At 35.2% G+C, this 22,053-nt stretch carries 22 protein-coding genes and 1 other annotated feature; of the genes, 7 read left to right on the top strand and 15 right to left on the bottom strand.

The features are described from left to right. Positions 1-86 precede the first annotated feature (86 nt). The 4 genes from TS1_RS07310 to TS1_RS07295 all read left to right on the top strand — a co-directional run bounded on the left by TS1_RS07310 (position 87) and on the right by TS1_RS07295 (position 4,365). Complete coding sequence (locus TS1_RS07310) at positions 87-1,238, top strand: hydroxymethylglutaryl-CoA synthase (protein WP_068709324.1); 1,152 nt, start codon at positions 87-89, stop codon at positions 1,236-1,238. Between the two features lie 398 nt (positions 1,239-1,636). Then, a complete protein-coding gene (locus TS1_RS07305) occupies positions 1,637-2,611 on the top strand; it encodes an ABC transporter substrate-binding protein (protein WP_068709322.1) in 975 nt (324 codons plus the stop codon). A 36-nt stretch (positions 2,612-2,647) separates the two neighbouring features. Further along, positions 2,648-3,562: an ABC transporter permease gene (locus TS1_RS07300; protein ID WP_068709320.1), complete on the top strand. Its 915-nt coding sequence runs from the start codon at positions 2,648-2,650 to the stop codon at positions 3,560-3,562. After that, positions 3,559-4,365 carry an ABC transporter ATP-binding protein gene (locus TS1_RS07295; protein WP_068709318.1) on the top strand — a complete coding sequence of 269 codons (807 nt, stop codon included), beginning with the start codon at positions 3,559-3,561 and terminating at the stop codon, positions 4,363-4,365. Before TS1_RS07300 ends, TS1_RS07295 begins: the two co-directional genes overlap by 4 nt. Positions 4,366-4,447: 82 nt before the next feature. Here TS1_RS07295 and TS1_RS07290 read toward each other — a convergent pair whose 3' ends face one another. The 4 genes from TS1_RS07290 to TS1_RS07275 all read right to left on the bottom strand — a co-directional run bounded on the left by TS1_RS07290 (position 4,448) and on the right by TS1_RS07275 (position 9,254). Further along, positions 4,448-4,822 carry a DUF2255 family protein gene (locus TS1_RS07290; RefSeq protein ID WP_068709316.1) on the bottom strand — a complete coding sequence of 125 codons (375 nt, stop codon included), beginning with the start codon at positions 4,820-4,822 and terminating at the stop codon, positions 4,448-4,450. Between the two features lie 29 nt (positions 4,823-4,851). Continuing rightward, positions 4,852-5,721: an aldo/keto reductase gene (locus TS1_RS07285; RefSeq protein WP_068709314.1), complete on the bottom strand. Its 870-nt coding sequence runs from the start codon at positions 5,719-5,721 to the stop codon at positions 4,852-4,854. Between the two features lie 621 nt (positions 5,722-6,342). Next, complete coding sequence (locus TS1_RS07280) at positions 6,343-7,701, bottom strand: class-II fumarase/aspartase family protein (RefSeq protein ID WP_068709312.1); 1,359 nt, start codon at positions 7,699-7,701, stop codon at positions 6,343-6,345. Positions 7,702-7,709: 8 nt separating this feature from the next. Further along, complete coding sequence (locus TS1_RS07275; RefSeq protein WP_245610115.1) at positions 7,710-9,254, bottom strand: PTS transporter subunit EIIC; 1,545 nt, start codon at positions 9,252-9,254, stop codon at positions 7,710-7,712. A 153-nt stretch (positions 9,255-9,407) separates the two neighbouring features. Here TS1_RS07275 and TS1_RS12715 point away from each other — a divergent pair, with 153 nt between their 5' ends. Then, on the top strand, positions 9,408-10,955 hold the full coding sequence (locus tag TS1_RS12715; protein WP_245610114.1) for a helix-turn-helix domain-containing protein: 1,548 nt from the start codon (positions 9,408-9,410) through the stop codon (positions 10,953-10,955). Positions 10,956-11,042: 87 nt separating this feature from the next. Here TS1_RS12715 and TS1_RS07260 read toward each other — a convergent pair whose 3' ends face one another. The 8 genes from TS1_RS07260 to TS1_RS07225 form a co-directional block, all read right to left on the bottom strand. Beyond that, a complete protein-coding gene (locus TS1_RS07260; protein ID WP_068709308.1) occupies positions 11,043-11,873 on the bottom strand; it encodes a MetQ/NlpA family ABC transporter substrate-binding protein in 831 nt (276 codons plus the stop codon). Positions 11,874-11,938: 65 nt separating this feature from the next. Continuing rightward, positions 11,939-12,169: a binding site (T-box leader), on the bottom strand. Between the two features lie 84 nt (positions 12,170-12,253). Next, a complete protein-coding gene (locus tag TS1_RS07255; protein WP_245610113.1) occupies positions 12,254-12,934 on the bottom strand; it encodes a ribulose-phosphate 3-epimerase in 681 nt (226 codons plus the stop codon). Between the two features lie 39 nt (positions 12,935-12,973). Further along, positions 12,974-13,390 carry a PTS sugar transporter subunit IIA gene (locus TS1_RS07250; protein WP_068709304.1) on the bottom strand — a complete coding sequence of 139 codons (417 nt, stop codon included), beginning with the start codon at positions 13,388-13,390 and terminating at the stop codon, positions 12,974-12,976. 11 nt (positions 13,391-13,401) lie between these two features. After that, the gene (locus TS1_RS07245; protein ID WP_068709302.1) at positions 13,402-14,526 is read right to left on the bottom strand and encodes a mannitol dehydrogenase family protein; all 1,125 of its coding nucleotides are present in this window, start codon (positions 14,524-14,526) and stop codon (positions 13,402-13,404) included. Further along, on the bottom strand, positions 14,526-15,713 hold the full coding sequence (locus TS1_RS07240) for a mannitol dehydrogenase family protein (protein WP_068709300.1): 1,188 nt from the start codon (positions 15,711-15,713) through the stop codon (positions 14,526-14,528). The genes TS1_RS07245 and TS1_RS07240 overlap by 1 nt, the downstream gene beginning before the upstream one ends. A 21-nt stretch (positions 15,714-15,734) precedes the next feature. Then, positions 15,735-16,583, bottom strand: a complete 849-nt coding sequence (locus TS1_RS07235; protein ID WP_068709298.1) for a PTS system mannose/fructose/sorbose family transporter subunit IID — start codon at positions 16,581-16,583, stop codon at positions 15,735-15,737. A 3-nt stretch (positions 16,584-16,586) separates the two neighbouring features. After that, positions 16,587-17,348 (bottom strand): PTS mannose/fructose/sorbose/N-acetylgalactosamine transporter subunit IIC, encoded by a 762-nt coding sequence (locus tag TS1_RS07230; protein ID WP_068709296.1) that lies wholly within the window; start codon positions 17,346-17,348, stop codon positions 16,587-16,589. 3 nt (positions 17,349-17,351) lie between these two features. Further along, positions 17,352-17,834 carry a PTS system mannose/fructose/N-acetylgalactosamine-transporter subunit IIB gene (locus TS1_RS07225; RefSeq protein ID WP_068709294.1) on the bottom strand — a complete coding sequence of 161 codons (483 nt, stop codon included), beginning with the start codon at positions 17,832-17,834 and terminating at the stop codon, positions 17,352-17,354. Between the two features lie 434 nt (positions 17,835-18,268). On the opposite strand from TS1_RS07225, the gene TS1_RS07220 reads away from it, so the two are divergent. Next, complete coding sequence (locus TS1_RS07220; RefSeq protein ID WP_068709292.1) at positions 18,269-18,496, top strand: helix-turn-helix domain-containing protein; 228 nt, start codon at positions 18,269-18,271, stop codon at positions 18,494-18,496. A 383-nt stretch (positions 18,497-18,879) separates the two neighbouring features. Here TS1_RS07220 and TS1_RS07215 read toward each other — a convergent pair whose 3' ends face one another. The 3 genes from TS1_RS07215 to TS1_RS07205 are packed head-to-tail and all read right to left on the bottom strand — an operon-like array spanning position 18,880 to position 21,519. Then, positions 18,880-19,542 (bottom strand): ribulose-phosphate 3-epimerase, encoded by a 663-nt coding sequence (locus tag TS1_RS07215; protein ID WP_068709290.1) that lies wholly within the window; start codon positions 19,540-19,542, stop codon positions 18,880-18,882. A 56-nt stretch (positions 19,543-19,598) separates the two neighbouring features. Continuing rightward, positions 19,599-20,516 carry a ribokinase gene (locus tag TS1_RS07210; RefSeq protein ID WP_068709288.1) on the bottom strand — a complete coding sequence of 306 codons (918 nt, stop codon included), beginning with the start codon at positions 20,514-20,516 and terminating at the stop codon, positions 19,599-19,601. A gap of 22 nt (positions 20,517-20,538) precedes the next feature. Next, positions 20,539-21,519, bottom strand: coding sequence for a LacI family DNA-binding transcriptional regulator (locus tag TS1_RS07205; protein ID WP_068709286.1), 981 nt, complete (start codon positions 21,517-21,519; stop codon positions 20,539-20,541). A 184-nt stretch (positions 21,520-21,703) separates the two neighbouring features. Here TS1_RS07205 and TS1_RS07200 point away from each other — a divergent pair. Beyond that, on the top strand, positions 21,704-22,053 hold a 350-nt coding region (locus tag TS1_RS07200), incomplete at its 3' end, for a PTS transporter subunit IIC (protein WP_281177366.1).

Below are 22,053 nucleotides of genomic sequence, written 5' to 3'. Positions count from 1 at the left end.
TCTTTAAATTATAAAATTAATCTTCCTAAAATGAATCAAAGTATGGTAGTTTTGTTATTATATAAATCAACTAAAGGAGAACAATTATGAACGTTGGTATAGATAAAATTAGTTTTTTTATTCCGTCTTATTATATCGATATGACCGAACTTGCAAATGCTCGTGGGGTTGATCCTGCTAAATTCCACATCGGCATTGGTCAAGATCAAATGGCAGTGAATCCTAAGTCACAAGATATTATCACATTTGCTGCCAATGCAGCTCAACATATTTTAAACAGAAATGACCGAGAACAAATTGATATGGTAATTGTAGCGACAGAATCCGGAGTTGATGAGTCAAAAGCTTCAGCTGTTGTATTACACCGTCTTTTAGGTATTCAACCCTTTGCTCGCTCTTTTGAAATTAAAGAGGCTTGCTATGGAGCCACCGCAGGATTGCAATTTGCTAAAGACCATATTACTTTGCATCCTGATAAGAAGGTATTAGTTATTGCTACTGATATTGCAAAATATGGCCTTAAATCAGGTGGTGAGCCTACTCAAGGAGCTGGAGCAGTTGCAATGTTAATCAGTACCAATCCCAAGATTTTATCTTTTGAGAATGACAATGTAATGTTAACCCAAGACATTTATGATTTCTGGCGTCCAGTTGGCTACGATTTTCCCTTAGTGGACGGCCCCCTCTCTAATGAAACTTATATCCAATCTTTTCAAAAAGTATGGGGAAAAAATGAGCAAAAAAATAATAGATCGCTAACAGATTATGCTGCACTTGCCTTTCATATTCCTTACACAAAAATGGGAAAAAAAGCATTAACTTCCATTTTAGCGAACACTTCCGAAGATGAAAAAAATCGCCTACTAAGTCGTTATGAAGAAAGCACGATTTATAGTAGAAAAACAGGCAATATGTACACAGCTTCATTGTACCTAGGGTTGATTTCGCTTCTGGAAAACTCTGAAAAATTACAAGCAAATGATCGCATTGGTTTATTTAGCTATGGTTCAGGTTCCGTTTCTGAATTTTTTAGCATGCGTCTAGTAAAAGGATATCAGAACTATTTAGCAAAAGATTGGCATAAAAAGCAATTTACCAAACGCTTAAAACTGTCTATAGAACAATATGAAAAAATGTTTTCTGATACTTTAGATGTCAATATTATGAATGAATTCAATGATAAAACGCCTTATAGTATTACAAAAATCGTAAATACAGTCCGTCAATATAATGAATAACGCTTAGCTTCCCAAAGTTTTCGGCTTTGGGAATTTTTTTATACGATAAAAATCAGAAAATTTCGATTTTTTGTTGACTTTCTATTTATCTTTTTATATACTTATAAACAATTCAATACGGAGGCGTTAATTATGAATAACCCATTATGCCATTTACAACCCCAATTGAATAACTTTTACTTTAGCTATTTTAGATAAGCTTATATCCAGCCTTTTTGGATATGAGCGGTGCCACACCTTTATATCTAATTATGGCTAGAGCGATTTTTAACGGATTTTAGCCATACGGACAATTCCAAAATGGCTGAAATAAAACAATGAATGTAGGTATTTATCAAACCATTTGGACTTGTTGTCTGAATGGTTTTTTTATTTATTAAATTTGAGGAGGAAAAGAAATGAAAAAAAGTGGATTATTGATTCTAACAGCATTAAGTACTCTAGCTTTAGCAGCTTGCAGTAATGGCGGAGCTGATAACCAAGAGACAGATAATACTAAAAAAGTGGGGGTATTACAAGTTGTTGAACACGACTCTTTAGATACAGCTTATGAAGGGTTTAAAAAAGGTTTGGCTGAAGGTGGTTACAAAGAAGGTGAAAATCTTACTATCGATTACCAAAATGCACAAAACAATCAAGACAACCTAAAAAGTATGAGTGAAAAATTAGTTAAAGATCAATCCGACTTAGTATTAGGTATAGGAACTCCCGCCGCTCAATCGTTAGCCAATGTCACACAAGATATTCCAATTGTTGTCACTGCAGTCACTGATTTAGTCGAAGCAAAATTAGTGGATTCAAACGAACAACCGGGCCGCAATGTCACTGGGACAACAGACATGGTACCAGATATAAAAAAACAAACCGACTTACTGTTAAGCGTTATTGAACAACCTAAAACCATCGGTATTATGTATAATGCAGGAGAATCCAATTCAAAAATCCAAGCAGATTTAGCCCAAGAAGCTCTAGAAGAGGCTGGTGTAAAAGTCAAAACTTTGACAGCCAATACGACCAATGATGTGCAACAAGTAACGACTAGCTTAGCTAAAGATGTCGATGGTATTTATATTCCAACTGATAATACTTTTGCTAGTGCAGCAACGGTCATCGGCGATGTTGCAAAAGAAACCAAAACCCCGATTGTTGCAGGATCCATCGAACAAGTAGAAGGTGGTGCTTTAGCCACTTATGGCATTGACTACGCCTCTTTAGGAAAACAAACCGGCACGATGGCAGCTAAGATTCTTGATGGGGACGCTGAGCCTAGTGACATGTCAGTTGAAGAAGCAGATGAGTTAAAACTTTACGTGAATAAAGAAATGGCTCAAGCGTTAGATATTGATCCTGAAAGTATCAAAGAGCCAAAATAATTCAAGCTGAAAAAATATTAGATTTGGGGAATAATTATGATGACAATCAATAACTTAGGAATTATTTTACAATCGGCAAGCTCCCAAGGTGTCATTTGGGCATTACTTGCAATTGGTGTATTTCTCACCTATCGTATTTTAGATATCGCTGATTTAACAACTGAAGGCAGCTTTCCCTTAGGTGGAGGTATTGCCGCCATTGCAATCACCAGTGGTTTTTCGCCTTGGACAGCTACCTTCCTTGGCTTTGGAGGAGGCGTTCTTGCAGGTCTTGTTTCAGGTTTGCTCCATACAAAATTAAAAATTCCGGCATTGCTTGCAGGAATTATTACAATGACAGGCTTATATTCAGTTACCTCTAGAGTCATGGGAGCGCCTAACATCGCCTTACTTGGGGAAGATACTGTTTTTTCCCCTTTGGAAGACCTAGGTCTATCTAAAATTAATGCAACAATCATTGTCGGCGGATTGTTTTCGCTTTTGGTTATTTTATTATTATTTCTTTTCTTCCGGACAGAATTAGGTTTAGCCATCCGTTCCACTGGAGATAATATCGCAATGAGCGAGGCTAATGGCGTAAATACTGATAATATGAAAATCATCGGGTATATGATTTCAAATGGCTGTATTTCCTTATCCGGCGCTTTAGTTGCACAAAATAATTCCTTTGCTGATTTAAATTCTGGTGTAGGAACGATCGTTATTGGTCTTGCTTCTATTATTATTGCTGAGGTTATCTTTCGCAATAAACCTTTACTATTTCGGCTGTTCACTGTTGTTTTAGGGGCTATTATTTACCGATTCATTTTAGCCATTGTATTTGAATTTGATGTAGAGCCAGCCGATGCAAAAATCGCTTCAGCCATTGTCCTTGTCCTCTGTCTTTCATTAGGACAAGTTCGAGGAGCTTTGGGTTCAAAGAAAAAGATGAAACGAGGTGTCGCAAAATGAAGTCGGTGTTAGAAATTGAAAATCTACATCAAATTTTTGAAGAAGGCACGGTCAATGAAAACCATGTACTTAAAGGAGTGGACCTTACCATAAATCCTGGCGAGTTTATCACCATCATCGGAGGAAATGGCGCCGGCAAATCTACCTTATTAAACAGCATAGCCGGAGCTTTGCCTACTAAAATAGGTAAAATCCGTTTGAACAATAAAGATATTACGAAGCAGTCGATTATTAAACGAGCAAAATCGATCAGCCGTGTCTTTCAGGATCCTAAATTAGGGACCGCCGTTCGTCTAACGGTCGAAGAAAATCTAGCTTTAGCTTTAAAGAGAGGCCAAAATCGCGGGTTTGGTTTAGCCGTAAAGTTCTCAAACCGTCCCTTTTTTAAAGAACAACTCAAAACATTAAATTTAGGCTTAGAAAAAAGATTGACGACTGAAGTCGGTTTGCTTTCAGGAGGGCAAAGACAAGCAATCACTCTTTTAATGGCTACGCTACAACGCCCTGATCTAATCTTACTAGACGAACATACAGCAGCACTTGATCCTAAAACCTCTAAGACAGTCATGGACTTAACAGAAAAGTTAATTTTTGATCAACAGCTAACCGCATTTATGGTTACTCATGACATGGAAAATGCTTTGCAGTATGGTACACGACTGATCATGTTGCATCAAGGAAGAATCGTTGTTGATATCCCGGCTGAGAAAAAGAAAAACTTGACGATTAACCAACTAATGGATCTTTTCCAACAAAGCAGTGGAGATGAGTTAAAAGACGATCAATTATTATTAAATACTTAAAGAAGCTTCTTATCAGAGTTTTTCCTACTCTGGTAAGAAGCTTCTTTATTCATCGAGATTTTGTACTTCTTTTTTTCAGCAACTACTCTGCTGGTACAAGCCAAACTGTTGCTTGGCGTGCTTGATGGCTAACCATAGGTCTTAAATAAGGGCTACCTTCATATTTTTGCCGATAACCTTCATCGACTTGTTCATTAGTTGTTTCATCGGTAGGAAATTCAAAGTGCACCTCTTTTTCTACACCGCCTACAGAAATATGTCCTTTACCTTCTCTTTTGGCTGATTGATACCAACGCGCATTCGTTCCAGCATATCCGCGACAGTATAAGTCGTCTCCTGCTTGGGCAATCCAAATCCAAGTAGGTTTGTGCATGGTCCCATCTGGATTCGGAATAGCTATATACAAATTCTCATCCTTAGCAATCGCTTCTAGTTCTTCTTGTCTCCATCTACTCATAAAGAAGCCCCCCATTCAGCTAGCAACAGCTACTCCTTAGCCTTTTCAAATACAGGAAAAGCATTGGCTTCTCCATAATCTTTAATCCGCTCGATCCGTTTTAACTGATTCATATCTTCTGCAGAAATTTCAAAATCCAAATCGGCATTACTGCGAATATGATCAGGATTTTCGGATTTTGGCAGTGGCAGCATTCCCAATTGTAAGCAATAACGAATGCTCAGTTGAGCCGTACTTACCTCATACTTTTCGGCCATATCTTTAACTGCTTGATTATTTAATATTTCACCGTGGGCAACCGGAGAGTAAGCTTCTACTAAAATACCATGATTTTGACAGAATTCAATTAAATCAAAAGGTGTATTACTTATATGAGCAAGCACTTGGTTGACCATAGGTTTTACTGTCCCATTTTCTAAAATATTTTCCAAATCTTCTTTTTCAAAGTTTGAAACACCAATCGCGCGAAGCTTGCCGTTATTATAAGCTTCTTCCATCGCACGCCAAGCGGCTAAGTTCCCTTCGAAGTAATGTTCACCATTTTTAAAATCATCCCAAGGTTGTGGGCTATGGATAATCATCAAGTCAATCGAATCAAGGCCCATTCTGTCAAGTGATTGATCAATGGCTTTGACTGCTTCATCATAAGTTTTAATCTCAGCTTCTAGTTTTGTTGTCACAAAAATATCCTTACGGGCTACACCTGAATGACGAATTCCTTCCCCTACGCCATGTTCATTGCCATAAGCTTGGGCTGTGTCAATATGGCGATAACCTGCCTTGATGGCATCTTTTACTGGTTCTACCACCTTGTTGTCATCTACTAACCAAGTCCCAAAACCAATTTTCGGGATTTTCACTCCATTAGATAAAGTATATTGTTCTGTTAAAATGCTCATGTTTTGTTCCCCTTTCATTCTTCAATTACTAATTTTGTAATCATTCTAAATTTATTATAGAATTCTTGCCAAAAAACGAGATCGCCTCCTTTAGGATGATAAACTTATTTATTTTCTTCAAGTGTCACTTACATATTTGTGGATGGAAAATTTCTCTACTACTATAATTTTCAATTTTCCAGTTTAGACGCTCTAATATACTCTTTTCAAAAACTGTTTTCTTTGACCGCTTGCTTCTTTGCCTAATTCTTAAAAAGAACTATTTTTAATTAACGACTCCATGGTTAAATCTGCCTGATTATGCAACTAAATTTTAAATCAAACATGGTTTGAAATTATGAAATAACCAAAGTATTCGATTTATTTTCATGATAAATCAGTTTTTTTAAGATAGCAAATGCCTATATTAAATGATAATTATGTCTAAAAAGCATAAAAAGTACAAAGAGTTAGTAAAACTAGTTCCGCGTACTTTTTATTTATAGAAAATATTTATTAATTTATACTTACTAACAAATCCATTTTCCCCAATTAAATATGATTAAAGCTAAAACATATCTACAGAAAAATGGACCGAAAGGTAAAAAGAAATCTTCCTCTTACCTGACGGCCCTTATTTTATTATTCTAATTCAGCAATAATCGTCTGGCTTTTTTCTGCCATATCGTGAGCTAGCTGAGCTGAAAGTCCAACATAATTTTCCGGTTTCAGCATTTCTAACAATTCTTCTTCTGTAAAAGACTGACGAACGGTTTGATTGGCTAACAAAACATCACGATAACTTTTTTCTGACGTTTCTGCTTCAATGGCCAAATCATAAATTAGTTCATGCGCCTGGTCTTTGCCAATTCGATTCGCAAAATACATCATAATATATTCACTATTGTCTATTCCTTGATTAATATTTGCATTTTTTAACATCCGTTTTCTATGAACTGTCAACGTACGGGTAAGTTCTTCTGCGCGCATCAATATTTCTGTCATTAATTCCAATGCTTCCGTTATCATACCATCAAATAGCATATTACTCGTACTATCTGCTTCAAAAGGTCGAGCAGATGAAGCATAACCAGCTGAAGTTAAACTATATAACTTTTGCGCATTAGCGATAATTCCTTTAGATAATTTAGGGTTAATCTTGTGCGGCATCGTACTACTTCCAACCGTTCCTTTACTAAAACCTTCAGAGACTTCCGCGAATTCCTCAATAGAAGTTTGAAATACTTCTTCTGCGATTTTATGAAGGTTGTTTGCTAATAAAGCTAAACAATTAATATATTCAATCTTTTGCGAGCTAATATTTCTTGAGGGAATTTCCATTGCTGGCATATCAAGAAGTTCTGCTACCCTTTTTTGCACCTGTATCCCAACTTCTCCAGTGGAATTAAATGCCCCTACAGCTCCTCCCATCATAGTCGTAAACATTCTTTTCTCAACTTCTTGCATCCGTTCCAAAGACATCCATAATTCAGAAATCCAAGTCGCTACTTTATAACCGTAAGTAATCGGAATGGCATGTTTTCCATGGGTTCTTCCTGGCATGACAGTCTCTGCTTCTTTATCTGCTAAATTCGCTAAGTTTGTTAGAATGTCTTTGAAAAAGCTTAAAAACCTTTTGTGTACTTTTTTAGTCGTCAAATTTTGAGCTGTTTGTTGAATATTTTGTGTTGTCGCACCAAAATGGATATATTTCCCAGTTTCTTTGCCACATGCTAATACAAAAACCTTTAAAAAAGGGACAAACCCATGGCCTACTTTTTGATAGATTTCATCCATTTTCACAAAATCTAAGTTTTCTACCTTAGCTTGTTTAGCAATCTTCTTCGCTTCTTTTTCAGGAATAACTGCTAACTCGCCTTGCGCCTGTGCTAAAGCTGCTTCTACATCTAACCAGGATTGGTATTTCGCACGACTATTTAATAGTTCCTTAATTCCTCTATCATCCAGTGTTTTACTTTTTGAATCATAAAGTGCACTCATTTACTCACCTACTCTTTTTTCATTTCATCATCGACAGCGTTTCTAACAAACTCTACATAAGGACCAAATACAATATGAATATGATTTTTTTGTGGGAAAAAGACCCCTGATGCACCCGATCCTTTTACCGCTTCTACATCCACTTGTTCTTGATCTTTTAAATCAATTCTTAAACGAGAAACACAATTATCGATATTTTTAATATTTTGTTTTCCACCTAGACCAGCAAGAACAACGCCAGCCACTTCGTCATATTTTTTCTCTGCTAATAATGTATTGCTTTTTAGTCCTTTTTCACGTCCTAATGTTTCTAAATTAAATTTCTTAATCGCATATTTAAAAACAAAGTAAAAGACCACAAAGTTAACTAAACCAAGTAGAACTAAGTTTAACCAATTGGTATTTTCATACATTAAACCAAAAATACCAAAATCAAAAATAGTTCCTCGAATATAACCAATACCGACATTTAAAAAGTTCAGTGGAATCGTCATTACACCACACAATACAGCGTAAACAATAAATAGCTGCGGCGCAATAAACAAGAAAGAAAACTCTAAGGGTTCTGTAATATTACCTAGAAATGCGGTGAGTACAACCGTTAATATGGCTCCTTTGGCAAGTTTTTTATTATCCTTAAATGCCGTATGATACATGGCTAACCCAATCGCTGGTACGCGGAATAAAGTAGTTAACATTTGTCCACTAGCTAGGTATTTGAACAAGTCCGGCGCCATGCTCCAAGCAGGATTGTCAGGGCCTAAATCAAATAGCACTTTATTGGTAGCATTCAAAATTCCAATGTATTGTTGACCATCGATCATATACACCCCGCCTGCTTCGGTAAAGCGCAAGATAGAAGCTAAAACATGGTGAAGACCGAATGGAATCAACGCCCTATGAGCAAACCAATAAGCTCCCACACCAAATACATCGTTTAAAAAGACGGGGGAAATAAACAACAAGAACCTAGTAAATAATCCCCATATAACCGGAATGAATAAGCCAATCGGAATCATAAAGAAAAATGTAGCCATTGGAGGAAACTTCTTACCTCCAAAAAAGGCAAAAGCCAAAGGTAACTCTGTTTTGTAGAATTTATCTGTACAATAGGCAGCAACAAGTCCTGCAATAATGCCGCCAGCTGCATCCAATTTAAGCGTTTGAATGCCTAGTACAACTCCCTGACCAACTTCGGCCATCGTTTCCTCATCTGCTAAAGAACCCGTTAACGTTAAATAAACGTTGACTACAACTAACAAAGTCACATAACCTAAAACAGCGGAAAATACAGAAATACCTTTATCCACTTTGGACATCCCATAGGCAACCCCCATCGCGAACAGCAAAGGAATATTATCAAAAACTATACCTGTAATTGTTTGCAAACTAGTTAAAATAGCTTGCACTGTTGAATTACCCAACCACGAAACATGGTCAATCATATAACTTTGCGTTAAAGCACCTGTTAACCCCATTACCATACCGATTGGCGCCATTACACCAATGGGTAACAATAAAGAACGTCCAAATTTTTGTATTCCGTCTTTCATTTTCTCCTTCACTTCCATTTCCTAATTTATGATAGCCTCAGTTTAGTTAGAAATCGCTTTCTCTACAAGGTTCTATTTTGTTTGCCTCATGTTTCAATAAAGGACCATTGTGCATTTGTGAGAAATGCTATACTAGCATTAGGAGTTGATTTTATGACAGTTAGTTCTTTTTCATTATATTTAGCCAATCGTATTCAAGAGGCACAACAGATTAGCCTTAATCAGTTATCTTCTAAAACAGGCCGTTCTATTGCCACTATTCGACGAACAGTTCATTCCTTAAACCAATATCTGGAACCATCTTTAGCTTTTGTTATAACGGAATCAAAGATAATCAATCAATTGAGTTACACTGAATTTGTTGCTTTTATTCAAAGGTTAACGATAAACGATTTTTCAACGACTTGGCGTGAACGGTTAGATTTATTATTATGTATCACTATGGTTGAAAAAAAAGTAAATTTAACAAAACTCTATGAACTCCTAGGAATCAGCCAGTCTACTAAGAAGAAGGATCGGGCACTCTTTTTTAAAGAACTTGAACAAGAACATTTAAAATTGCTCTCTCTAAGAGGCAACGGAGTTTCTGTTGTTGGTGATGAGCTCACTCTGCGAATAAAGACTGCGCAACTTTTGAGTCAGATCATTGAGATTAATGGAAACAACCAAATTATTCCTCGTCAAGCAAATAACCCGACCCAACAGCTTCGTTATCAGTATGCAAAAAAGATTTTCATAAAAAACGAGAAAAAGACACATCTAACTGATTTATTAAATATTTATAGCTGGTCTTTTAACTATACGTCAATGAAGTTTTTATACGCTTATTATTTTATCAGTCTACATCGAATTGAAAATGGTTTTGTAATTACAAAAAAATATCATCCACCAGTAAAGGTTCAAACTTATCATTCATTCGGCCAAGAGGAAGAAGATTTTTCCTTTAGTTGCGTTTTAGCAAGTTTGGATAATAACGGAACAAACTTTTATCCCAAAGATTCGCTTGTCATTACTATTCGTAAACAGCTCGTAAAATATGTAGAAGAGCGTATTATTACGACTTTTTATTCTCGTAAAGAACTTAATTACGAAATTGAACAATATTTATACAAATGTCTTGTACGCAATTTCTTAAATTATGATCTCTATGATAATAAATTGGATGATGTCAAAAAAGAATTCTCTTTTTTATATCAGCTAGTTGATTATTGTTATCAAAAATCTTTAGCAACAAAAATATATTTAGACCAATACCAACTTAGTACGTTAACTCTACTTTTTCGAAATCATGTTTTAAAAAACAAAATTTCAGGTAGAAATCTCAAAAAAATCGTCGTTATCACAAATTCTGCTAAAGAAAAAAGCAATTTCTTTTCTCAACAATTTGTTTATTTTTTTGATGCGAAAGTGGTAGCAATTTTAAATATTAACGAAATTTATCAGTTGCAAAACTTAAAGTATGATAGTTTGATTACGTTTTCAAACCGAATTTCTACTATTTTAGATGAAAATGGTCTTCCAAATATCAAAGTAAACTATTACTTTCACTCCGAGGATATTAAGTATTTAGCGAAATTGAATTTTTCTCATAATTCTCAACGTAAAATCATCGCTGAACAGTTTGTCAACGAAATCAAACATATTCCTAATGAAGAACTGACTGACTATTTAAAAAAGTATTACGCTAATTTCTTTGTTTAAGTCTAGTTATAACTCAAAAAAAACTTGCAGGGTGACAAAATTTATTCACCTTGCAAGTTTTAACTATAATATAAGCCTGAACTGTTGTTACCACACGGGAATACTTGATCCTTGGGTTTGCTCATCGATTACTTCTTTGACTTTATCTGTTTGATAATAATCAACGACCGTTTGATATACATCGTTGTCTTTTTCATCTTTACGTGCGGCAATCACATTGTAATAAGGCTTGGAAGACTCAGCCACTGGTTCTAAGAAAATGGCATCTTCTGTTGGAATAAAGCCAGCGTCTACTGCTACATTATTATTCACACAAGCAATATCTACATCACCCAAAGCACGAATCGTCTGATTAGCTTCTAGTTCTTCAAATTGTAAATTTTTTGGATTAGCTGTAATATCATTTGTCGTAGGCATATTTCCTTTGTCTTCATCCAATTTGATTAAATCTGCCTGTTGTAATAACAATAACGCACGACTTTCATTGGAGACATCGTTAGGAATGGCTACACTTGCTCCGTCTTCTAAATCTTTTACGTCATCAATTTTATCAGAAAAAATACCTAATGGGTTTAGTGTTGTATACGCAATAGTGGTATTACTATAACCTCCTTCTTTGTTGACTTCATCCATAAAAATTTCTGTTAAAGAAGAATGCAAATCAATTGAGCCATCTTCTAAAGCTGTGATTGGACCACGATAATCTGTAAAAGTAACAATTTCTAAATCAATGTTTTCTTTTTCTTTAAGTTCTTTTTGTACATATTCCCAATCCTCATTATTTTCGCCTACAACACCCAGCCTAACTGTTTTATCTTCACTATCTTCATTACCATTTCCGGCACCACAAGCACCCAGTAAAGTAATTGAAATAATTGCTAAAAATCCTGTGATTATTTTTTTCCATCCTTTTTTCATAAAAAATTCCTCCTCTTTTAATTTTTAAAATAAAAAAAGCCCTTTTACCAGCAATTGAATGCTGATAAAAGGACGAATAATCGCGGTACCACCTTTGTTCAGAAGTTTCCTTCTCTCAATCCCGACAAAACTACTACTATCGGTGTCCTTTGTTAACGAGTAGACTTAACCCGAAACTGTTTACCTATCAACAATTTTTCTCAGAGACCATTTTCAGCCTTTCCGATAAATCTTTTTCACCCACCAAGACCTCTCTGAATATCTTTCAAGCTTACTTTTCTCTTCACAGAATTTTTATATTTTTTTGAATGTTACAAGAAGTAAATAAGGATGTCAAGGGTTTATGAAGAATCCGATCTATCTTACTAAAAGAAATTTTTTTATCTCATTGTTGTAATGCTCTGACGTATGTCATTAATTCGTTGAGTATAATTCGTACTATCTTGATTATAAAATAGTGCAGAAGTGCCCAAAACAAAAACATCAGGCATACTTTTTCTCATTAATTGGATAGTTTCAATATTTATATTACCATCAACTTCTATCAAGGGTGGTTTCTCCATTATTGACAAAGTGTTATATAAATCTTCTATTTTCCCAAGCGTTGCTTTAAGAAATGCTTGTCCAGAAAAGCCTGTATGAACCGTCATTACTAAAACCATGTTCACATAATGAATGTAAGGAAGGATCATTTCCAATGGGGTTTCAGGATTTATCGCAATAGAAGGTTTAATTCCTTGTTTTTTAATTTTTTCTATTAAAGCAACTGGATCTTTTACCGTCTCTATATGGAACGACAAGTACTCAGGTTTCAAAAAAGAGAACATGTCCACGTATTTTTCCGGAGTAATTGTTGCTAAGTGAATATCAAAAGGAATCGATGTTTGAGAGCGAATATTTTCCAACATTTCTGGATACATCGCCATGTTATCCACAAAAATACCGTCCATAACATCTAAATGTAATAAATCACACTCAGCTTCTTCCAAACGCCTTAATTCTTTTTCCAAATGAAGAACATCAGCACACATTAACGATGCAGCTATTTTTTTCAACTTCATTTCCCTTTCTATGTTATTTGAACATTTTTAAACTTATTATTAAAGGTTAAACGCTTCTTTTAAATCCTTTATTCCATCTAAACCTGCTTTCATACATTTTCTTTTTATTTCTTTTACATCTTCATTTTGCTGAGCGGACATCAAGCCTTCTAGTAACATAGGTAAATTCACGCCTACTAATATTTCAAGATCATTTCTTTTTATCAACTGCTTGGTAACAAGAGCAAGCCGATTCGCAGGCGTTCCACCAAATAAATCTGTAAAGATCATTAGTTGGCGATTCTGGTTAATCGAATATTGTATTTTTGCATTTATTGCTTGTCCCAGCTCGTCAGGATTATCTCCGTGGTCAAAACTCAGAAAAGATACATTCGAAGTATCTCCTATAATCAACTTCGCGGAATCGATTATTCCAGAAGCAAGCGATCCGTGTGTTACGATCAAAAAATCGGTCATTTATCTTCTCCTTAGTTTTCTAATAAGTTCAATAAGCGTAATGACTCTTCTTCATTTTTTATTTGTCGATAAAATGCTACTGACTGTTTGATAAAGTCATTTTGTTCATCCAAATGTAATGTCTCAGATAATTCTTTCGATGGGTCGAAATTTTCGCCTTCATATTCAATCATTTCTAAATATGTTAACGCTGCTCCTGCAACCAATGCCATGATCTCAGTAGAATAATTGCGTTCTCTTAAAATTTGATAAGGCGCATAAATACGTTCGGTAGAACCTAATTTTCTTCTGGCAGCACGTCCATTTTTAATGACATAATCTAGGATGAATTGATCTTTAAATTTAGCTAACGCTTTTTGCGAAAATGCTTGTTGCTCCTCTAAAGGGATATTAAAGTAATCAGCTAACGCTGGATTCAATTCCTTCAATAAAAGTTCCATGATTTCTGAAATTTCCGGGTCATTTGCTGCTTCTGAATAAATGCGATATCCTTTCACATAACCTAAATAAGAGATCAGACCCGCTAAACAATTATAGGTATAGATTTTACGTTTCAAGAAATTCTCAAAGTCTGTAACAGGTACTGCCCCATCAAAATCCAATGCTCCTTTGAAACCCTCTGCATCATAAGGGAAGTAAGTTTCGTTTTGCGAAAGAATATCCAAACGTGTTTCATCTATATTGACGGTTGAGCAAAAAACAGCCGTTTGCGAAACAAGAAAGTCTTTATCCGTCGCCATATTTTTTTGTAAAGATCGTTTTAGAACACTTGCTGGATTAATACCATTTTCACAAGTCAATAATTGAGGGATTTCATTTTCTGTTAAGTGCTTTGTTAACGAAGTTGCAACTTCATGAAGATTTTCTTCTCCGACTGAAGTGATAACCAGATCAGCTTCTAACAAAAGTGGACGTAATTCGTCCGCCAAACTATAGGCATGAAAGTGGCTGATAAGAACTGGCGTACGATCTTTATGATAAAAATGAATAGCATAACCCCCATCTTCGTTCAAGTATTGGATTAACTGTTTATTTTTCTCTATGAACATAATTTGATATCCCTTCTCTTTTAAATAACGAGTCACATAACCACGGCCAGTTTGTCCTGCACCATAAACAACTGCTGTTTTAACCACTAATCTTCCTCCTTTATCCATTGACGTTCTTTTAATTCTGAGATGCCTTCTTTGATTAAATTCGCCAAGATACTATCTTTTGCAATCCCGCAAATTTCTTCTAATACAGTATCGACTCCTTGCGTCTCCCTAATTTTTTTCAACTCTTCTGCTGCGGGATCTTTTGAATAATCAAAATAAATAGCCGCTGCAGTAGCTAAAGAAATAGCTTTTGGTGTTATTCCCGCATCTAGTGCCATCTTAGCCGGGCCAATTAGACGATCATCTACTGCTAATTTTCGAAGTGGATCACGACCAATGCGAACGACCTCATCTACAATAGCGTAATCTTTATATTTCGCTTCCGCTACCCGAGAAAATTCTAATTGACTTTCCTGGCTTACGCCTAACGAATAAACCAATGCTTGATTAATTTCTTGGTATCCTGCTTCTAAAATAGGCTCGATTTCTGGGTCGTTTGCGGCGTCTGCTACATGGCTGATTCCTTTCAAATACCCTAAATAAGCAATTAATGCAACGCTTGTATTATTGGTATAAATTTTTTGAGCAAGCATTTCTCCAAAGTTGTCATTAAATTCAAAATAACGTAAATCCGGCTTTGAATGTTTTTGAATTCTTTTTCCATCAACTGGCAGTACCCAATAATCTTGAACCCAAGTGTCCAGTGGATTAGCAGTTTCTTTCCCTGGGGGTGCTGAAGTACCTGAGGCTCGAATGACTGCTTGAGTCACATCAACGTGATTTTGAAAAACTTCTTTTTCTTCATTTGTAAGTTGCGATTCAATTGCTTGCTGCAGATCATCTGCAGGAGTCATCCAGTTCTCACAAGTGATTAGAATAAAAGAAGGTATCTCCCCTTTTGCTAGAGCTTGTTGATAATTTTTACCAATGGTTGTTCCAAGGGAAGTCAAATTCTTACCACCAACTGCGGTAAAAATAATATCCGTTTGATTCAATTCAGTTGCCCAAGCTTTTGAATCATCAATATGAGAGCTATGATACCCATCAATGACTGTATTCTCTTCTGTATTTCCCAAGACATGCACCGTATAAGAGTTATACTGTTCGAACTCTTTCATTAGTTGCTTGTTTGTATCAAAAAAGTCTATTTCTACCTGGTTTCTTTTTAATAAAGAAGCCACAAAACCTCTTCCGATTCTTCCACCGCCTATAATTGTGGCACGCATATTTATTTCTCCTTTCGCACACTATAAAAATCCAATCAAAACGCCAATTATTGCAATCGCTATCAATATAAGTAAAATTTTGGTTGATCCCCAGTTTTTATTCACTAATAAATATAAAGTTAAAAATATAGCACCTAAAGGTAAAATTCCTTTAATGATGGTATCAAGAATTTCTTGAATAACAATTTGGTTTTCTCCAAAATTTAGTGTAAGCGAAGATGTAACATCTACTGTATTAGCAGCTAGTCCTCCGATTGTCACAGCTCCTACAGCAGTTGCCATTGTCATAAATTTCTCCAAAGCACCGCTTGCAAAGATTTCATTGATTCCTTCTTTTCCTTTTTTGTACATCCAGTGAAAAGAAAAGTAAGAAAAACCATAATTTAAAATTAAAGTAGCTAACATATAAAAAATTGGTCCTAAAAAGTTTCCCTCAGTACCTAGAGAAATAGCAATTGAGCCAATAATCGGAATCAAAGTGGCTTGTCGTAACGTATCTCCCACTCCAGCCATCGGACCCATCAAACCCGTTTTCATACCGGAAACATCTTCATTTTTTATCGGTACACCCGCAGCTTTTTCTTCTTCCATTGAAATAATGACCGATAACACTGGAGGCCCAGTTAACCAAGCTTCTGTATTATAAAATTGCATATGACGTTTCATCATTTCTTTTCTTTCTTCTTTAAACTCTTCATTTGAGGGATAAAGCCGTTCCATGATAGGAATCATCGTACCTGCCATTGCCGGTCCCATCATCCGTTCCCAACTATAGGTTGCTTGAGATAATGAAATCCAGTATAAATAAGCTTTATTTAAATCCCGTTTTGTTAAACGCCTTTCTTCAGGTAATTGATAAGATTCTTCCATGATTTAACCCTCCTGCTTTGCAAATTTTAGATCTGAATAGAAATAGGCAATAATCGTAGCAAATACCGCCAATAATAACATGGGTACATCTGCATAGACTACAATAAAGAATCCTGCTAAAAAGAATGGAATGATCCCTTTTCTGTTCATAATAACTTTTAAGGTCAACGCAATCCCTAGTGCAGGCAAAATACCACCAATTGCTTCCAATATTTCTGTTGGTTTTCCTTCTAATACGTTTAGGAACCATTGAACTGAATCGCCACCATAGTACACAACTAAAAATACCGGCACAGCACTAATTAAAAATGTTGATACTTGAGCAGGAACAAGGTGAATGAAAAAGACCTTACGATAGTTGCCTTCTTCTACTACTCTATCCATCCAATGAACAAAAAAAGAATTAATTGTCATCCGCACATTCCAGATAACGGTACCCAATAAGCCAAACGGAATAGCCAAAGAAAGGGCAACTCCTGGATCTGCATTTGTCATAATTGCTAACGACGTACCAATAATACCCGCAATACCTGGTTCACTAGAAACCGCACCACCTGGAGAAATAAAACCTATGAAAAAAGCATTTAATGTAGCACCAATAATCAACCCTTGTGTTGGTTCACCTAATATGATTCCCACGATGGTTCCAGCTACAATTGGCTGTCTCACAGAAACACTAGTCAAGCCAGTGAACCAAGGTGAATTGGCTACTGTCAAATAATATAGTAAACCAATAAGTATTGCTTGAATTATGGTTGTTTGCATATTTTATTCTCCTTTCAATACATTATTTAATCGAACTTTTGTATTATCTGGCGTCACTTGGAAAAAGACGTCTACTCCTAGATTCTTTAGTTGAATTAGGGCTTGTTTTTCTTCTTCACTTGCTGAAATATTTCTAAATAATGTTGTACGGTCCTCACTGGCGCCCATTCCGCCAATGCCTAACTTTTGAATATCAACGCCGTGTTCATGTAACTTTACAATCGTGATAGGCGTTTTTACGAGAATGAATAATTTTTTATCTTTTCCTTGATTTTCAATGTAGTCTTTGGCTTCATTTATAGACACTACTTTTAATGAAACTTTATTAGGCATCGCCGACTTCATTATCATTTGTAAAAAAGTGTCTTTTGCTACATTATCATCCACAATCAATACTTCACTCGCTTTTGTCACTTGTACCCAAGCAGTCATTACTTGTCCATGTACTAAACGATCATCTACTCTTGTATAAACAATATTTTCCATTCTTATCTCCTTCTAGTTAGCTATTTTAAAATGATTTTCACTTTTTTTGGTTCAGCTCATAACCCCCCTTTTTTTTCGTAACTTTTATAAATAAAAACCCAAATCCTTTCTAAACAAAAATGTAAAGAAAGAATTTGGGTTAAGCCCGCTAATTTAGTTACTCCCCGATATTCCATTATAAATCAGGCAAATATCTCACATCCCCTTTAGTTTACTTTCAATGGATGACTAGACCTCTGCCGCGCTTGTACTTAATTATATTTGTATTAAATCGGTTACATTTATAACTAAACTAAAATATACATTATTTAGCAATTAGCAAACATAGTCTTTGTTATTATTTTTTTAGTTATATCAATATTAATTTTATGCGTTTTTCGCATTAAAAAAGGCGACAACTCCTATGTAATATACAATAATCTTGAGGTGATCTGATGTATTATAGAATACGTAATTTACGGGATGATAAAGACCTTAGCCAAACAGATATGGCAAAAATTCTAAGTATTAGTCAAACAACTTATTCTCGCTATGAATCGGGGGTCTTAGACATCCCAACCGAGGCATTAATTAAGCTAGCCAAGTACCATAACACCAGCATTGATTATTTACTAAATCTCACAAACCAAAAGGCACCTTACCCGAGGACTTCAGACAAATAAAAATTAAGTACGTTTACATTCTATGCAATTAACGCATAAAAGTCAATATTTAAAATGCACGTATTTTAAATTATCAATTTTTATAATTTGATTGGAATTGAACTAAAGGATTTTATAATTAGTTTCTCCTCTTTTGTAAAAGATAGTATACTTGATCAACTCCCTCATTTTCATTATATTTTTTGAAATTATCTTTTTTATAAAAGAATAGCTTCCTCTATTTACGATTTAATACGCGACGGCGGTATAGTTATTATATCCTTATACTGAAAAGAAGATGGCTTTAGCTTTCGAATATGAAAGTTAAAGCCATCTTCTTGTTTTATATCAAGATAATGAAACAAAATAAACAGGTGCCAATAGGCTATCTCGGGTTTGTTCGTCTATTGTACTTCAGTATTCTTTAATTTATCTATCAAATCAGAATAATTCTCTTCTTTGTTGAATAAAGCAGACGTTCCAAGAATAAATCCTCTCACACCCAAAGTAGAAAGCTCGTGGACTTTTTCGGCTGAAATTGCACCATCGACCATGACTTCGAAATTAAATTGCGTAGTTAATTTTATAGCATCTTTTATTTTTTCATTAACAAACTCTAGATATTTTTGTCCAGCAAATCCTGGAACCACGGTCATAATTAGCAAATAATCACACAAAGGGAGTAGCTCTTTAATATAAGCAAGGGATGTTTCAGGATTCACGGCAACCCCGACCTTTTTCCCTTTATTTTTAATTTTATTTATTGTACTAATTGGAAACGGATCGGTTTCTGGATGAAAATAAATAATATCTGCACCTAAATCAGCAAATTGTTCAACATATTGGTTCGGATGGCTAATCATCAAGTGAACGTCAACTGGTTTATCTGTCAGTTTCTTGATCGCCTTCAGATCTTCGATACCTAAAGCAAAGTTTGGTACAAATACGCCGTCCATCACATCCACATGATAAACGTCAACATTTGCTTTGTTAAGATAAGTCATTTCCGATTCTAGCTTGGAAAAATCCGCACACATCATAGATGGACATAACAATATATCTTGCATTACACAGTCTCCTTTTCTCTTAAATGAAAATATCCAATAGAAAATATCGAAAATTTTTACATCGATTCCATAATTTCTTTTCTTGTCGGGATCGCTTCGTGGCCCCCATGACGCGCAACTTTTAACGCGGAAGCTTGCGTAGCCGTTTGGATGGCATTGACCAGATTATCTCTATCTCTTGAAAGTTCTGAAGCTAAAACTCCTGCGAATGTATCACCAGCTCCTACCGTATTGACTGCAGTCACTTTTTTCGCTTCAATGAAGGTACATTTATCTTTCGCAGATTCAAAAAGAACACTTCCTTGGCCACCTAATTTAACAATAACATTAGCTACACCTGTATCAGCGATGATCTTCGCTGCTTTTTTTGCATCTTCTACATTTTCAATCGCAATTCCAGTGATTCTTTCTGCTTCTTGTTTATTGGGCGTTACCAAATCCGTATAACTTAAGGATTCTTCAAAATAGCATCCTTCAGGCGCTGGATCTAAAATAATATACATGCCTTTTTCTTTCGCACATTTTAAGGCGGCTATTACAGATTCTTGACTTGTTTCTAATTGGAGTAAGAAGACTTTTGCTTCTAAGTTCTCAAAGGCCTTTTCAATTTCAGCTGCTGTCAAGGCCATATTGGCTCCAAGGACCCCCATAAAGGTATTTTCTCCGACTTTATCTACAATTCCTACCGCAGTTCCTGTAGGAGCATCAGTTTTACGAATGATCGCTTTCGTTTCTACTCCTTTTTCGTTTAACATATCAATTATTTGCTTGCCAAAGTCATCGGCTCCAACAGCTCCTAAAAAGGCGTGTTTCACATCTTGTTTGGAAATTGTGACTGCCTGATTTGATCCTTTTCCACCGGCTAAAACTTCTAATTTTTTGGCAACTACATTTTCACTATATTTTGGAAAGTCATCTACATGGACCAACATATCCATATTAATACTCCCCATAACAACAACATCTAAACCCATAATTACTTGCCTCCTTGTAAATTTAAGTTGTCTCTCTTAAAACTAATCTTGGCGGAAAAACTAATTTTTGTGGTTGCTTTTCCTTTTGTTTTATGTTGAATAATTCTTTAATGATCGCAGCACTGATTTTTTCTTTTTCTTGTGACATAGTAGTAAGTCTTGGTTCAATAAAATTATCCAAAGTTAAATCATCATTTCCAATAATTTTTATTTTCTTAGGTACAGCTTTATTATTATCTTTGCAAGCTCTCAATGCACCAATAGCCATTAAATCATTGGATGCAAATATACCATCGAAATGCTGTTTTTGATGAAACAAATCGTCAATGATTTCATAACCTTTTTGCAAAGTATAATCCCCATTGAGGACTTGACTAAATGATAAGTTATGACTTGTCAATGCCATTAAATACCCTTTTTCACGTTCAACAGATAAAGCATCTTCCTGGGGACCTGAAAGAAAAACAATTTTTTCTGCTCCGCGTTCAATTAAATGGTGTGTAGCCATATATGCCCCGTTTAACTGATCAATATTGATTGCAGAGTAAGGATGATGAAAGTAAGAACGATCAATCGTGATCGTCCGCACACCTCGTTTTTCCAATGTTTCCAAGTCGTTAATTGTTACCTGCAATGTACAAATAATCGCCCCTAAACAATAATTATCGGCGATGGTATCCAAAAAATATTCCACTTTTTCTCTACTATCATTTGTATCACACAGAAAAACTTGTAGTCCAAATTTCTCTGCTTCCGTTTCAATTGCCGTAACTAGTTCACCAAAAAAGGGATTCTTTAAATTTGGAACCATTACTGCGATTAAATTAGTTGCTCTGCGTTTTAATGATTGTGCCATTTTATTTGGTTGATAATTCAATTCTTCTACTAATTTTAGAACACGTTCAATGGTTTCAGGCTTTGCTTCGCCTTTACCATTAATAATTCTCGACACTGTGGCAGTCGAGACACCAGCCATTTTTGCTATATCTTTTATGGTTGTCATTTAAACTCCTCCGTAAACGATTACAAGTAAATTTTACTTGTTTTAAAAGGAAAGTCAAGTGATTTTTTCAAAGTAATTAATTACTTTGAAAACGCTATTTCAATTAAAAATACTTCATGCTAAAATAAATTCACTCTAAATGTAAACGATTACGAAAACGATTTTATAATTGGAGGTAAAATTCATGATTGAAACATTAGAAAAAGGCTTCAATTTTTTTATTGATTTAGGCGGCCCTGCTATGATGTTCATTGTACTAACGATTCTTGCTCTATTTTTTAAAGTTCCGTTAGGAAAATCCATCGAAGGTGGTTTAAGAATGGCCATTGCTTTGACAGGAATGAGTGCTGTTATTTCATTATTGACAGAAGCTTTTGGCCCAGCTTTAAATAATTTTGTTGAATCAACCGGTATTACTTTATCAATTACTGATCTAGGTTGGGCACCACTTGCTCTTATTACATGGGGATCGATTTATACCTTGTATTTTGCTTTTATATGTATCATCTTAAACATTGTGATGTTCCAAAATTT

The sequence above is a fragment of the Tetragenococcus solitarius NBRC 100494 genome (assembly GCF_001544195.1).
Lineage (GTDB): Bacteria > Bacillota > Bacilli > Lactobacillales > Enterococcaceae > Tetragenococcus > Tetragenococcus solitarius.
Note: the sequence above shows the minus strand (reverse complement) of the source record. Positions and strands in the feature narration are given on the sequence as shown.